At 43.9% G+C, this 14,872-nt stretch carries 15 protein-coding genes; 6 read left to right on the forward strand and 9 right to left on the reverse strand.

Annotation, left to right across the window (positions count from 1 at the left end):
* The first annotated feature begins 2 nt into the window (after positions 1 to 2).
* The 4 genes from QFZ81_RS20600 (at position 3) to QFZ81_RS20615 (ending at position 3,695) form a co-directional block, all read left to right on the forward strand.
* Positions 3 to 1,271, forward strand: coding sequence for a 2,3-diketo-5-methylthiopentyl-1-phosphate enolase (locus QFZ81_RS20600; protein ID WP_307604527.1), 1,269 nt, complete (start codon positions 3 to 5; stop codon positions 1,269 to 1,271).
* A complete protein-coding gene (locus tag QFZ81_RS20605; protein ID WP_307441853.1) occupies positions 1,268 to 1,930 on the forward strand; it encodes a 2-hydroxy-3-keto-5-methylthiopentenyl-1-phosphate phosphatase in 663 nt (220 codons plus the stop codon). Before QFZ81_RS20600 ends, QFZ81_RS20605 begins: the two co-directional genes overlap by 4 nt.
* Complete coding sequence (gene mtnB / locus QFZ81_RS20610) at positions 1,927 to 2,571, forward strand: methylthioribulose 1-phosphate dehydratase (protein ID WP_307441851.1); 645 nt, start codon at positions 1,927 to 1,929, stop codon at positions 2,569 to 2,571. Before QFZ81_RS20605 ends, mtnB begins: the two co-directional genes overlap by 4 nt.
* Before the next feature lie 614 nt (positions 2,572 to 3,185).
* A complete protein-coding gene (locus QFZ81_RS20615; protein WP_307441849.1) occupies positions 3,186 to 3,695 on the forward strand; it encodes a hypothetical protein in 510 nt (169 codons plus the stop codon).
* A 57-nt stretch (positions 3,696 to 3,752) separates the two neighbouring features.
* Here the strand turns inward: QFZ81_RS20615 and QFZ81_RS20620 are convergent, their stop codons facing one another.
* The 8 genes from QFZ81_RS20620 to QFZ81_RS20655 all read right to left on the reverse strand — a co-directional run bounded on the left by QFZ81_RS20620 (position 3,753) and on the right by QFZ81_RS20655 (position 12,271).
* A complete protein-coding gene (locus QFZ81_RS20620; RefSeq protein ID WP_307441847.1) occupies positions 3,753 to 4,427 on the reverse strand; it encodes a DnaD domain protein in 675 nt (224 codons plus the stop codon).
* Between the two features lie 42 nt (positions 4,428 to 4,469).
* The gene (gene asnS / locus QFZ81_RS20625; RefSeq protein ID WP_307604529.1) at positions 4,470 to 5,759 is read right to left on the reverse strand and encodes an asparagine--tRNA ligase; all 1,290 of its coding nucleotides are present in this window, start codon (positions 5,757 to 5,759) and stop codon (positions 4,470 to 4,472) included.
* Positions 5,760 to 5,877: 118 nt separating this feature from the next.
* Positions 5,878 to 7,086, reverse strand: a complete 1,209-nt coding sequence (locus tag QFZ81_RS20630; RefSeq protein ID WP_307604531.1) for an acetate/propionate family kinase — start codon at positions 7,084 to 7,086, stop codon at positions 5,878 to 5,880.
* Positions 7,083 to 7,955, reverse strand: coding sequence for a 3-hydroxyacyl-CoA dehydrogenase family protein (locus QFZ81_RS20635; RefSeq protein ID WP_307441843.1), 873 nt, complete (start codon positions 7,953 to 7,955; stop codon positions 7,083 to 7,085). Before QFZ81_RS20635 ends, QFZ81_RS20630 begins: the two co-directional genes overlap by 4 nt.
* Positions 7,956 to 8,298: 343 nt before the next feature.
* Entirely contained in the window at positions 8,299 to 9,801 is a 1,503-nt protein-coding gene (locus tag QFZ81_RS20640; protein ID WP_307604533.1) for an AAA family ATPase, read from the reverse strand.
* Positions 9,794 to 10,324: a hypothetical protein gene (locus tag QFZ81_RS20645; protein ID WP_307441840.1), complete on the reverse strand. Its 531-nt coding sequence runs from the start codon at positions 10,322 to 10,324 to the stop codon at positions 9,794 to 9,796. The genes QFZ81_RS20640 and QFZ81_RS20645 overlap by 8 nt, the downstream gene beginning before the upstream one ends.
* A gap of 114 nt (positions 10,325 to 10,438) precedes the next feature.
* The gene (locus QFZ81_RS20650; RefSeq protein ID WP_307441838.1) at positions 10,439 to 10,933 is read right to left on the reverse strand and encodes a cell wall elongation regulator TseB-like domain-containing protein; all 495 of its coding nucleotides are present in this window, start codon (positions 10,931 to 10,933) and stop codon (positions 10,439 to 10,441) included.
* Between the two features lie 42 nt (positions 10,934 to 10,975).
* Positions 10,976 to 12,271: an amidohydrolase gene (locus QFZ81_RS20655; RefSeq protein ID WP_307604535.1), complete on the reverse strand. Its 1,296-nt coding sequence runs from the start codon at positions 12,269 to 12,271 to the stop codon at positions 10,976 to 10,978.
* Positions 12,272 to 12,516: 245 nt separating this feature from the next.
* On the opposite strand from QFZ81_RS20655, the gene QFZ81_RS20660 reads away from it, so the two are divergent.
* Both QFZ81_RS20660 and QFZ81_RS20665 read left to right on the forward strand, forming a co-directional pair.
* Positions 12,517 to 13,143, forward strand: a complete 627-nt coding sequence (locus tag QFZ81_RS20660) for a DUF47 domain-containing protein (RefSeq protein WP_307441834.1) — start codon at positions 12,517 to 12,519, stop codon at positions 13,141 to 13,143.
* A gap of 64 nt (positions 13,144 to 13,207) precedes the next feature.
* Positions 13,208 to 14,209 (forward strand): inorganic phosphate transporter, encoded by a 1,002-nt coding sequence (locus tag QFZ81_RS20665; protein ID WP_307441831.1) that lies wholly within the window; start codon positions 13,208 to 13,210, stop codon positions 14,207 to 14,209.
* Positions 14,210 to 14,250: 41 nt separating this feature from the next.
* Here QFZ81_RS20665 and QFZ81_RS20670 read toward each other — a convergent pair whose 3' ends face one another.
* The gene (locus QFZ81_RS20670) at positions 14,251 to 14,871 is read right to left on the reverse strand and encodes a redox-sensing transcriptional repressor Rex (protein WP_307604537.1); all 621 of its coding nucleotides are present in this window, start codon (positions 14,869 to 14,871) and stop codon (positions 14,251 to 14,253) included.
* Position 14,872 lies beyond the last annotated feature (1 nt).

Here is a 14,872-nt window from a genome sequence, read left to right on the forward strand (position 1 = left end):
CGATGAACGCATATTGTCTAGCCACCTATCGGAGTTTCGATGAGAAAGCCGATTTTCATAAAAAAGCAACAAGCATCGCTGTCGGCCTTACGGTTGGCAGCTGGACCGAACTGCCGGAAGCGCAAAAAGCGCAAATGGAGAAGCATTTAGGGAAAGTCATTTCGGTTGAAGTGCATGAGCCCGCTCATGGAGAACCAATTTCACACCGTTATGCCGATATCACAATCGCATATCCTGATATTAACTTCAGCAGGGACATCCCTGCCTTGTTGGTCACTGTATTCGGAAAGCTGTCGATGGACGGCAAAATAAAGCTAATTGACTTATCCTTCTCATCTGACTTCTTATCTGGCTTCTCCGGTCCCAAATTCGGTATGCAAGGTGTGCGAGAGCTCCTCGGTGTGCATGATCGCCCTTTATTAATGAGTATCTTTAAATCCGTTGTCGGGTATGAGCTTCCAGCTCTGCGTGAACAATTTTATTTGCAAGCAGCCGGCGGTGTGGATCTTATTAAAGACGATGAGATCCTGTTTGAAAATCCATTAACACCATTGGAGAAACGGATCGGGATTTGCCTGGAAGCAGCCGCACAAGCCACGAAGGAAACAGGGCAAAAGCTGCTCTATGCTGTCAATTTAACCGGTCCTACATCCAAGCTTGCAGCTCAAGCCAAGAAAGCAATCGGTGCTGGAGCTAACGCTTTACTATTTAATGTATTAGCTTACGGTTTCGATACGCTGCATGAATTAAGCTCCGATCCGGAAATCACGATTCCCATCATGGCTCATCCAGCCATGGCTGGTGCGACTTATCCGTCACCGCACTATGGGATATCTGCTTCTGTGCTGCTTGGCAAGCTCATGCGTTTGGCCGGAGCAGATTTAGTGCTCTTCCCTTCTCCTTATGGCTCTGTCGTTATGCCTAGAGAAGAGAACATGGCCATTAAGCATGCGCTTCTAACTGATGATTTACGAAAAGATTACACCTATAACGCTCCTGCCGATGTACAATTGAAACTAGCTTCAAGCTTTCCGGTCCCTTCCGCAGGCATTCACCCTGGACTTGTACCGCTTATTCTGCGTGATTTCGGCAAGGATGTCATCGTCAATGCAGGTGGAGGCATTCATGGACATCCACTCGGTACGATCGCGGGCGGGCAAGCCTTCCGTCAGGCAATTGACGCAACTATGCAAGGAATTACACTTCAAGACTACACCCAAACACATCCAGAGTTACAATCAGCTATTGACACATGGGGGACTCCCGAATGAGTAAGGAACGCATTATTTTTTGCGACTTTGACGGTACCATTACCGTGAACGATAACATCGTTGCCATCATGAAGCATTTCAACCCAGCTGGTTGGGAAGCTATCGTAGACCGAATTTTGGACAAAAGTATATCCATACGTCAAGGTGTTGGTGAGATGTTCGCCCTCCTCCCTACTTCCCGTAAGGATGAGATTGTCGAATATGCGATCAACAACGCAGTGATTCGTGATGGATTCAAAGAATTCGTAGATTATTGCAAAGAACAGAATATTAAGCTTTTGATTACGAGCGGCGGCATTGATTTTTTTATCTATCCACTGCTGAAGCCCTTTGCAATCCCAAGTGAACATATCTACTGCAATGCCAGTACTTTTAAAGGAAACACCATTGAGATTTTGTGGCCAAACCGATGTGACGAGCATTGTGCAACAGACTGTGGGATGTGCAAAACAAGCATTATCCGCTCTTATGACGCTAATCGATATGAGCGAATTATTATCGGTGATAGTATTACGGATTTCGAAGGCGCTAAGCTGGTTGATACGATCTTTGCTCGCTCTCATCTCATCGATATGTGTAAGCAGCTAGACTATCCGTATCACCCATTCGATACTTTCTTTGATATTATGAAGCAATTGGAGGCTGAACCTGTAGTATGAGTATTTTACTGGAAGAGAAGCAGCGTGCATTCGCTGATTTGCGTGATATTAAAGCTAATTTAGCGGCCAGAGGATGGTTTCCTGCAACAAGCGGCAATTTGTCTGTTCGTGTGGGCGGCTTCGAGCCTGACGCATTCACTTTCGCTATTACATCAAGCGGTAGAGATAAATCCGTGCAAACACCTGAGGATTTTCTACTCGTTAATGAGAAAGGCCAACCGACGGAAGCTACAAGCCTGAAGCCATCGGCAGAAACCTTGATTCATAGTGAAATCTACCGCTTAACAGGCGCAGGCGCCATTTTTCATGTACATACGATATTCAATAATTTGATCTCTGAACTGTATTGGGAACGTAAAAGCATACCCGTAGACGGTGTTGAACTTATTAAGGCTTTCAATATTTGGGATGAAGAAGCTCAAATCGATATTCCCATTTTACCCAATTATGCTGAAATCCCTCGTATCGCCGAGCTGGTGGAAGGTGCGATTGTTCCGAGAATTCCAGGTATCGTGCTTCGTAAGCATGGCATTTATGCTTGGGGAGCAAATGCTTTTGAAGCTAAGCGCCATCTCGAAGCATTCGAGTTCCTTTTCGAATATGTATACCGCTCGCACTTGCTGCATAAAGGCAATGAATAGCTTTATTTGAATAAAAAAGTCAAAAAGTCAGGTCCTTGCCCAAATGGGCGATGTTCTGACTTTTTTTGTCTCATAGAATCACTCAGGATGGGTAAAACTACTTTTACTTGTTAAATCCGTTTGCAAAGGAATACAAATACGCCTATGTTCTCAGTCATTAATACTAGTTTATTTTTACTTCTATTCATCTCTTATGTGTATATTAAAAAAAACATGAATCTTTTTGAGGTCTTTGTTTATTGGTTTTGGGTCTCACTATTCGGGGAAGATTTTTCTGAAATTGTAGTAAGGAATTTACAGCTGATTGTACCTTATCGCACTTACCAAATATTCTGGGATACCATGTTCTATTATTTATTATTATTCCCTATGTCCATGATTTGGTTTCTGCACTTTTATTTAAAAATGAGCCGTAAGGGGCAGCGCGTGATTCTCACTAGTGTTTATACCCTAATATTAGCTAGCATGCATATAATTATGGAGCTTGCCGGGTATGTATATGTCGTGCACTGGAAATTTTGGTGGTCTTTAATAGTGTGGCTAACTTTTATCGTTTCTACTGTGGGACTCATGTACGTACTTCGTTGGTTGAAAGGTAGGGACAAACAACCTGTATGATCTTAATTCCACCGATTCATTTTGACGCAAACGAAGGCTTTGCTACGATTATTATGATCGCTTTGATCCTGATATATTGCATGCTTCCTAAGCGAATTCCACTTCCCATCGCATTGCTCATTATGATATTCAACTCCTATTTGGGACGAGCCGTCGATAATATCTTATCTTCCTCATACCCTTATAATGTGTATGATATTATGGATACCTCAAACTATGATTTGTTCGATTTTATGCTTTACACGATTCCTTTTCCTCTAGTTGGCTATTTCTATGTGTATTTCTATGACAAGTATCCAATTCGTGCTCCTTTTCAGTTTATACATATCCTGGTTTGGTCGATTGCCTCTGTTGGCTTTGAAGCTCTTGCTGTCACCTTTTCGGTGTTTCAATATTATGGTTGGGAGCTTATCTACTCGTTTCCTGTCTATCTCTTAACCTTTGGTCTGAACACACTTTTATTTAGTCTGGCTAAAAAGCATTACAAAAACTGGCAGCCCCAATGAAAAAACGTCCCATTTTCTCCAGTTGAGAACTGTGAGAAGATGAGGACGTTTTTCTAATTATCTGGATTGCCTGAATCGTTGCGAATATTCCTTTGCTTGGTCCACAGTCGCAACTCGATTGCGGCTCCATTCCAGTAATATCCGGTCAATGTATCGGAAGTGTACTTTACCTGCAAATACAGCTTCTTTGAGAGCCGTCATAATGAGCTCTTCTTTGTACATATCCTTATCCAACCAACCGCTGATTGTTTCCAGCTCCATCGGAGTTAACGGACGTGCAAATTCTTTTTCAAATGTTGAATAAATATTTTTGGCACTCTCATCAGACGGAATGGATGCACGGATCGTGCTTAACTCTGCCATCTGCTGCTCGGCCACCCGTTTGGCTAATTTTTGGTATAACGGCGTAAGATTGTATCGCTCACTGCGTATCCCCGTTATTTCTGCTGTATCCTCATCGATCGCGATGAACTGCTCATGAATCAATTTCTGCAAGCTGGCAATGACCAAATCTGGTGAAGCCGACATACGGAATTGAATCTCATCCGTGGTTGGAAAATCGTTGTTTTCTTTTTCCAGAAATGATATCAAATGAATCAGTGTCATGACTTCAATTTCGCTCAACTGAAGGGCGCGGTAATTTTTTAGAAGAAGGCTTGGGACTCCGACATTCCCTTCCAGAAAGCCGGCTACAAGGACAGCTTCTATCTGCTGCTGTGTACTAGATTGCATTACTTATCCGATCCCCTTTCTACCGATGGTCGATAAACCCTTTTACGGGTACAGACGATATAAGAGACGAGGAAATGGAATCGTTTCGCGCACGTGATCCAAACCACAAATCCAAGCAACCGTACGTTCAAGTCCAAGCCCGAAACCGGAGTGCGGCACGGTGCCATATTTCCGAAGATCAAGGTACCATTGATAAGCTTCTTTTGACAGCTCATGCTCCTGGAAGCGCTGCTCCATTAGCTCGGGATCATCAATCCTTTGGCTGCCTCCAATGATTTCTCCATACCCCTCAGGCGCAATCATATCGGCACAAAGCACGACTTCCGGACGGCTAGGATCAGGCTTCATATAGAACGCTTTAATTTCTGTCGGCCAATGCGTAATGAAAACCGGTGTTTCATATTGAGCAGCAATCGCTGTTTCATGCGGAGCACCGAAATCCTCGCCCCATTCGAATTCATGACCGTTCTTTTGTAAATAGTCTACAGCCTCATCATACGTAATTCGCGGGAAGCTGCCTTGAATTTTCTCCAACTTCGTTGTGTCTCTCTCTAAGGTTTCCAGCTCTGTTGCACAATTTTTGAGCACGGTTTGAACGATATAAGAAACAAATTGCTCCTGTACTTCCAGGTTCTCGACATGATCGACAAAAGCCATTTCCGGCTCAATCATCCAGAACTCGATAAGATGTCTGCGTGTTTTGGACTTCTCTGCACGGAATGTAGGGCCGAAAGAGTACACACGTCCAAGTGCCATCGCGGCTGCTTCCATATAGAGCTGTCCGCTTTGTGTAAGGAAGGCATCCTCATCAAAGTATTTGGTGTGAAATAAATTCGTTGTTCCTTCGCACGAGGAAGGGGTTAGAATCGGTGGATCGACTAAATGGAAGCCACGCTCATTGAAAAATTGCTGTACGGCTTGAATAATTTGAGCGCGAATTACGAGAACCGCACGTTGGCGCGGACTCCGAATCCACAAGTGGCGGTTATCCATCAAGAAATCAACGCCATGTTCTTTCGGTGTTATCGGATATTCTTCCGTCACTTGAATGATTTCAATACCTAGGACATCAAGCTCATAGCCGCCTTTACTCCTTGTATCCTCTTTCACTTTTCCTGTTATGTAAAGTGAGCTTTCCTGCGTAAGCTTAGAAGCGGCTTCCCAAACTTCTTCTCCTACATCACTTTTGACTACGACACCTTGTATATATCCGGAACCGTCTCTTAGTTGTAAAAACTGAATTTTACCACTTGAACGTTTCTTGTTTAGCCAACAGCCAATGGTGACCGACTCGCCGACATGATGTTTAACTTCGTTTATCGTACATTTCATTCCCTTTTTAACCTCCTTAAAGTCATTATATTCAATAAAATTCCAAACCTCGGCCTACCAAACACTTCTTTATTGTACACTATTTCCATGAGAAAACCTCTATCAAGGCTGTTCAAAATCAGACGGTTTGTGATTGGATAAGTCCATAAGTATCTCGAGCAATCACCCACTCCTCATTCGTTGGGATCACAAGCACTTCCACTTTGGAGCCTTGCTTCGTAATCCGTCGCTCCAGGCCTCTCCCTTGGCGGTTCGCTTCTTCATCGAATTCCACACCGAGGAATGTCAGGCGTTCGCAGACCGTTTTGCGAAGCAGCTCGGAATTTTCTCCGACGCCAGCTGTAAAAACAATCGCATCGACGCCACTCATCGACGCGGCGTAAGCGCCTATGTATTTGCGCAGCCGATACTCATACATCTCAAAAGCAAGCGCGGCATTCTTATCGCCCGCCTCCAGTGCTTCCACGATCTCCCGCATATCGCTGGAGATCCCCGAGATCGCCTGCAGCCCGCTGTGCTTATTCAGCATGGAGCTGATCTCGCCAAGCGTCAAATCCTCCTTGCCCATCGCATAGGGTACGATAGCCGGATCGAGATCGCCGCTGCGCGTGCCCATCATCAGCCCTTCGAGCGGGGTCATCCCCATGCTCGTATCCACGGACTTGCCGCCCATCACGGCGGCGCAGGAAGCTCCGTTACCGATGTGACAGGTAACGAGCTTCAGCTGCTCCAGCGGGCGGCCTAGGAAGGCTGCGGCACGTTCACTTACGTAGTTGTGCGAGGTGCCGTGGAAGCCATAGCGGCGCACCTTGTGCTTCCGGTACAAGGCCATCGGTACCGGGTATAGGTAGGCATGCGCCGGCATCGACTGATGGAAGGCGGTGTCGAAGACGACGGCCTGCGGCACGCCGGGCATGTTCGCCTCCACCGCTGATATGCCGAGCATATGCGCCGGATTGTGGAGCGGCGCCAAATCGAAGAGCCGCTTGATCTCCTTCTTCACCTCGTCATTAACGAGGACGGAGTTCTTGAAGGATTCGCCGCCGTGAACGACTCGATGGCCGACGGCGTCGATATCCGACGTGGACACCAGCACGCCGTGTTCAGAGTGCACAAGCAACTCCAGCACCTTGCGAATGGCTGTCGTATGTTCGAGAATTTCTCTAACCTCATGAACTTCGGCTTTCCCCGTCGGTTCATGCGTCAATATCGCCGTTTCCATCCCGATTCGCTCTACCTTACCCTTGGCGAGAACAGCTTCATTTTCCATTTGGAAGAGTTGATATTTAAGCGAAGAGCTCCCTGCATTTATAACGAGAATATTCACAAACGGTCACCATCCTTATCATAACGGAAAAAGCCTTCTCCGGTTTTGACTCCTAGATGACCCGCTCGTACCATTTGTTTCAATAGGAAGGACGGACGGTATTTCATGTCTCCATAATCGCGAAACATGCCTTCAAGCGCCGCATGTACGGAATCTAACCCGAATCGGTCACACATTTCCAGTGGACCATATTTGAAATCATAGCCGATCCGCATGGCGTTATCGATATCCTCAGCGGAAGCTACTCCTTCGGACAGTGTGTGCAGCGCTTCATTGATCAATGTACAAATAAGCCTTGTTGTAATGAAGCCAGGCGACTCCGTGACTTTAATACTTTTCTTTAAAATAAGCTCGTCCACGAAATGGCGGGTTTGTTTGAAGGTTTCGTCCGAGGTTTTCATCGCTCGGATAATTTCGACGAGATCAATTTTCGCCACGGGATGCAAAAAATGAAGTCCAATCACGCGTTCGGGATTCGTGGTAACTGCCGCAATCTCCGTCACGCTAAGAGTGGATGTATTCGTTGCTAAAATAATGGCTGGTGAACAAATTTGATTCAGTTGGAAAAATACATGCTTTTTAGCATTCAAGTCTTCTGAAATTGTCTCTATAACCATATCGCAAGCAGCCATATCTTGCAGTGAATCGGCTTTTCTGATTTTGGCTAAAATCAGCTTTTTCTCCGCTTCTGTCAATGACCACCGTTCTATTTGCTTATCTAAGCTGACCGTAATCTGTTCAATTGCGCGTTCCAGCTTATCTGTTGTTTTTTCAACGAGTAATACGTCCAAACCGCGGGCAGCGAGCATTTCAGCAATCCCCTGTCCCATCGTTCCTCCGCCGATTACACCAATTGTTTTGAATACCATACCATGTTTCTCCTTCTCTCACGCTGCGTCCTTTACCTACTTCTTATTATTCACATTCTCAATGAATTCTCTATCCAACCTCGTCTTGAAAACTCAATCATATCATACAATTTTTGTTCTCCAATTTCATTAGTATACACAAAACATTCGCGAGATTATCTCAGCTTTGACACAATTCCTGTTCGTATGGGGGAGTAGCTCAACTTATCCACAGTTAGTTAATGGGCATAAAAAATCATACCCGCTCCCTCTTTTTCCGATCAGTTCTGACTCACCAAAGATGGATAACGCAAATTCCATCAGCAACACGAAAAAACCGCTGGCTCAGGGGCCAACGGTCAACTTATGCACTTTTCGAAACAGAAGCATCAAACAGCTTGCGGAACGTGTCACCAGAAAGAACTTCTTCTTTCATCAAAATCGCAAAGGAATGTTCGAATACACTATGCTGCTGCTCTAACAGCTCCTTCGTGCGAATCATGAGCGCATCAAGGATGATCGTATTCTCTTTCATGAGCTGATCCTTCGTCACCATATCACGGTCAATGATCCCGAGGGAAGTAAGTCCGGAATCCATCATATTACGAACCATGGAAAGTGACTGCTCAAAATCGTTACGCGAACCTGTACTGCGTCCACCATAGAAGATTTCTTCAGCCGCGGCGCCACCGAGAGCAATCATGATTTGCTGCTCAATATAATCCTTGGTGTATAAATAATGATCTTTCGGTGGATTATGACGCACATATCCGAGCGCTTTCCCCCGCGGACTAACAGTAACCTGAGAAACAGAGCCAGGACGTACAATTTCAGCAACAATAGCGTGACCCAATTCGTGATAAGCGACGCGCTCTTTTTCCTCTTGCGCCGTTTCTTTATCCGTTCTTTCCCCCATCATCACTTTATCAATGGCGGAAGCTAGATGGTGCTGTTCGATAGCCAATTTATCTTCTCGCATGGCATAAATGGCGGCTTCATTTAGAACGCCCTCTAGCTGTGCGCCAGAGAAACCAAAGGTTTGATCAGCGATCATATCCAAAGAAACGCCTTGAGCCAGCGGTTTATTTTTTACATGAATATCGAGAATGGACAAACGACCTTTCTTATCCGGTAAGTCCACTTCAATGTGACGGTCGAATCGTCCTGGACGCAATAATGCACTGTCAAGAATTTCTTTACGGTTCGTTGCTGCAATGATCAAAATACGGGGAGCATCATTCGTATGAATGCCATCCATTTCAGTTAATAGCTGGTTCAGCGTCTGATCGTACTCACGATGTTGACCGCCATCCCGTTTACCGCCAATAACATCAATCTCATCAATAAAAATAATCGCATTGTCTTTGCCTTCTTTAACAGCGCGTGTTCGAGCTTCCTTAAAAAGATCACGTACACGACTTGCACCGACACCGACATACATTTCAACAAATTCACTACCTGACGCTGCCATATAAACAGAATTCGTATAGTGTGCGGCAGCTTTAGCCATTAACGTTTTACCTGTTCCAGGAGGGCCAGTAAGCAGAATCCCTTTGAGCGGACGAATTCCTAATTTCTTAATTTCTTCATGCTTGATTAGAAAATCAAGAGCTTCCATCAATTCTTTCTTAGCGCGATCTTGTCCACCAATCTCATCAAACGTCAAATATGAAGGTGTACGATTCTTGCTTTTACGATCACCACCAGCAGATATCCCAGCACCGCCGCGGCCTTTAATCATGTAAAACAAGGAAACACCCAATACACTAACAAACAAGATAGGTATCACATTCACACCTAGAAAAGCTAAAAAGATCAGAAGAACCGGTATAAATCCAATCCCAATTTCTTTATATATTTTACTCATTCGGCCACACTCCTATCTGGGATGTTCTAGGTAGCATGATGAATTTAGTGGCATCACCATCTGTCAAACGAATATATACATAAGTTTGGTCCATTTCACTGTCTACTTTCATATTTGGAACACCCTCAGCATATTTCTGAAGAGTTGTTGGAATATCTGCATAATGCTTCGTTTCCATCGCTTGTGCTACCTCAAATAATGCTTTAGACCACCACTGATCCAGTTTCTCAGACGGGTTGCTCTTCACATCGATATTCACAGAACGCTTACCGATAATGGATGCACCATCCTTATGAATACGTTCGACAACATTTCTTAAATTGGCGTCTGGGTTTAGTTTAACTTCTATATCAACTTGGTTATTGTCCAGTTTCATCGTTGAGCTTGCCACACCGGGAACCTTGCCAATGATATCAGATAATGGATTCTCCATAGCTAAACTTGTATAAGCGAACCAACCACCGAATAAAACTCCAGCAGAGATAATAACACTCATGACGACAGGTAAGAGACGCAGCTTCATCAGTCAACGTCCCCCTTTCTATACGTATTTTATTGCTTCAATTGCTATACGATGAGTATATCACTTGATACATACATTAGCTTTATGAAATGAGTGGAAACAACAAAACTCAGCCTAATGCAGGCTGAGTCGGTACGTATCTATATAGTGTCCATCCTTGAAATTGTAATAATCATAGAAATAGCGTGTACCGCTGTTTTCTTTCTTTTTATAGAAGACTTCCCAGACATATTCGTTACCAAGCTTGCCAGGCAGCACACGTTCTATTTCAATCTCTGGAGCTTTTTTAAGCACCGTGTCTCGTACTTGCGTTTCAGTGAACGATTCAGAAGTCATCTCAGCATGTATATCTTTGTCTGAAACCCAAACGATAACGCCTTGACCCAGCTTGTCTTCCCCATAAACGATTTGAAGCGGCTCATCTCCATAGAAGAAATCCACCTTGGTTGCTTTCGTCATAATACTTTTCTCATACGCTGTTTCTACCGCTTTGCGCTTATCGTCCCAGTGCTCATTCTGAACGTTTAAATAAAAGCGGCTAAGCACTACACCAAGTGTCAAAATAATAAATACACCGAATGTTATGATCCTTGTTCGCTTTGCATTCATGAACGCCGCTCACCTCCCCAGACCAACTTAAAAGGCATTCACTTAGCCGATGAGCTTATCAAAGCATTGTTCAAACTCACGCTTAATTTTTTCTTCATCAAGTGTTAAACATTCACCCTTGCGGACAATCCAATTTCCGTCTACACACACATCCACTACATCTTTTGCACATGCAGAGTAAACAATATGGGACACGAAGTCCGTTTTCGGGAGGAAATGAGGTTGGTCGATATCCAGTGCGATGAAGTCTGCCTTCATACCAGCCTGCAGTAAGCCTACATTGTCTAACCAGATGGATTCTGCACCCATTTTCGTTCCCATAAGAAGCGCCTCTGCAGCAGGCACAGCTAGAGGATCGCCAGAAACACCTTTGTGAATCAACGCGGCGAGTCTCATTTCTTCGAACATATCCAAGTTATTATTGGATGCCGCTCCATCCGTTCCAAGCGAAACCTTCACGCCAGAACGAAGAAGTTCAGGAACTCGGGCAACACCACTAGCAAGCTTCAGATTGCTTCCTGGGTTGTGGGAAATACGAACATCATATTGCTTAAGGATACTGATTTCTTCATCTGTGAGATGTACACCATGCGCAATAAGCGTCGGTCTGCTGAACACGCCATGCTTTTCTAGATGAGCAACGGGTCTTAAACCGTATTGATCAACATTTCCTTGAACTTCACGACTGGTTTCTGACATGTGGGTATGGATAGGTAAGTTTAAATCATGGGCCACTTGAACAATCCGTTCTATATACTCCGGTGGACATGTATAGGGTGCATGTGGAGACATCATGGTCGTGATTCTTCCATTCGCACCGCCATGCCAGTTTTTAGCAAACTCGGTGGCTTCTTTCAATTTAGCATCTTGTACTTCCGGTGGACAAAGACCTATAATTCCTCGGGTCAAAACACCGCGCATACCTGACTCTTCAACGGCTTTAGCAACTTCGTTCATATGGTCATACATATCCACAAAAGTTGTCGTACCACCTTTAACCATCTCTAGAATCGTTAACTGTGTCCCCCACTTCACATCTTGGGCGCTGAATTTGGCTTCCATCGGCCACATTTTCTCTTCTAACCATATTTGGAGTGCAAGATCGTCACCGTATCCACGTAAAAGCGACATCGCTGCGTGACCATGCGTATTCACAAGACCCGGCATATAAAGCTTGTTCGTGCCGTCAATCACTTCGTCATAATTTTCTCGGGGTTCAGGTATTTCCTCACCGATGTATGTAATCTGGCTGCCCTCAATAACCATACAGCCCTTTATAGACGATTTTGCTTCATTATTTGAAATAAAAATACCGTTCGTAATTAATGTTTTTTTCATACTAAAAATCCCTCTCTATGCTCATTCTATTAAAGACATTGCTTTTTAAACTTTACATCTTCGGGCTTGTAAAATCAAGGAAGCCAAGTGATGTTAAGAAATTGTTAAATGTCACGGAATTTTCGTTGCTTTCGATGCAATTGTTATGATACTTTTAACTTTGTGAGTTTTTTCTACCATTTGGTCTGTTTATCTTATATATTCGATCAAAAACTAGTACATATAGTAAAATATAGGAGGATTATATGACAACGTTATTCACGAAAAAGAACGAAGTCGATTTCTTGCAACTTCTCATCCGTGCTGCAGAAAACGCATTGCAAACTGCTCAACTATTTCGCACAGCCATGATGGGTGATAAACCGCCTATTGAGTATGTAAAAGCGATTAACGATTTAGAGCATGCAGGCGATTCCATTACTCACGAAATTTTTAAAGGTTTAAACAAAGTATTTATTACACCGATTGATCGTGAAGACATTATGGTTCTAGCCTCCAAAGTGGATGATGTAACAGACGGTATTGAAGCTACAATTGCTCGTTTCGACTATCTTGCTGTATCCCATACAGATTCTTATATGAAAGAGTTTTCGGCTGTCATTGTAGACTCTTGCCAACATATGCTGGATGCATTCAAGCTTCTGGCGAAGAAAAAATACATGCAAATCCCCGAGCATACGGTTGCTATTAATTCCCTTGAGAATGACGGAGACCGTTTGATGCGCGAAGGGATTCGCCAAATTTTCATCACACGTAAAGATGTGTACGAAGATTTTAAACTAAAAGAAATTTATGAGCGTTTGGAAGAAACAACGGATGCTTGTGAAGATGTAGCCAATATCCTTGATAGCGTTGTACTTCGCTATTCATAAGGCACATTCGTGTCCTATGTCTACGAAGAAAGTTTTCCAAATGGAAAACTCTTAGGAGGAAATCATGTTAACTTATTTAATCGTTATCGTTGTGCTTGCTTTACTTTTTGATTTCATTAATGGATTTCACGACACGGCTAATGCGATTGCAACTTCCATTTCCACACGTGCATTAAGTCCACGTGTAGCCATCGCCATGGCCGCCACTCTCAACTTTGTCGGAGCCATGGTTTCCTCTAAGGTTGCCAAAACCGTTGGAGGCAGCATTGCTAACCCAGCCAAAATTGAAAACGGCGTTGAAATCGTCATCGCTGCCTTACTTGCGGCCATCATTTGGAACTTGTTGACCTGGTATCTGGCGATTCCTTCATCTTCTTCGCATACACTCCTTGGTTCTCTTGCTGGAGCTGTTATTGCTGGAGCTGGGGTCTCTGCGGTGAATTGGAATGGTTTTACTCAAATTATTATCATTTTGGTTTTATCGCCCATTATTGCTTTCGCCCTAGGTTACCTAATTATGATCTTGATCAAGTACATCGTTATATGGTCTGGGAACACTTCAAGATCGAAACTAAATCGCATATTCCGTACCTTGCAAATTTTATCCGCGGGATTACTTTCATACTCCCATGGTGGAAACGATGCACAAAAAGCAATGGGAATTATCGTATTTGGTTTAGTCGCAGCCGGTGTTCAAACAGACCTGGAAGTACCCGTATGGGTGAAAATTGCTGCCGCTCTGGCCATGGGACTTGGAACATCCATCGGTGGATGGCGAATTATTAAAACCGTTTCCGGTAAGATTGTTAAAATCGAGCCGATCAATGGCTTTGCCTCGGACTTAACGTCATCACTCGTTATTCAATTCTCTACTCATTTGGGTAAACCATTGTCAACGACCCATGTTATTTCCTCCGCGATTATCGGAACAGGCAGTGTCATGCGCTTCCATGAGGTTCAATGGGGCACGGTTGGCCGCATGTTGATCACTTGGATTATTACAATCCCAATCAGCATCGTGCTTGCATTCTCGATCTATTTTGTTCTATTCAGATTCATTTTCTAAAAATAAAAAGGCACGACCCAAGCTTTGGGTCGTGCCTTTTTCTAATCCAAATAATAAGCTAAACTTTGCAATTCTGTTGTAAAATCTGCATGATGCACGCGCACTTCGGGAGGAACCCTAATAATGACTGGAGCAAAATTCAATATCGCTTCGATTCCGCATTCAATGAATTGATTGGCTACATTTTGAGCTTCGTTCGCAGGAACCGTAATGATGCCGATGCGAACGCCTAATTCAGATAAAACATTCTTCATCTCATGCATCGGTTGAACGATTAGATTGTTGATCGATTCCCCTGCCTTACTTGGCAATGCATCAAATACTGCGACAATTTTCATATCATTCCGTAAATAAGTATTATAATTGCATAAAGCGCGACCTAAGTTACCTGCTCCAACAAGAGCAACTTGAATATGGCGATCCAACTTCAGGATCTGTCTGATCTTCTCAATTAAGTAAGCAATGTCGTAGCCGATTCCCTTTTTACCGAATTCCCCGAAATAAGCCAAATCCTTGCGAATCTGTGCCGGATTCAGATCGAGCTTTTGACCCAAATCCTGCGAAGATACCGTCGAAACATTTTTCATTGCAAGTTCATTCAGAAAGCGTAAATAAATGGGCAGCCTCCGGACGACAGCTTCCGATATTTTTTGTGTTTTCAAC

This window comes from Paenibacillus sp. V4I9 (genome assembly GCF_030817295.1).
GTDB lineage: Bacteria > Bacillota > Bacilli > Paenibacillales > NBRC-103111 > Paenibacillus_E.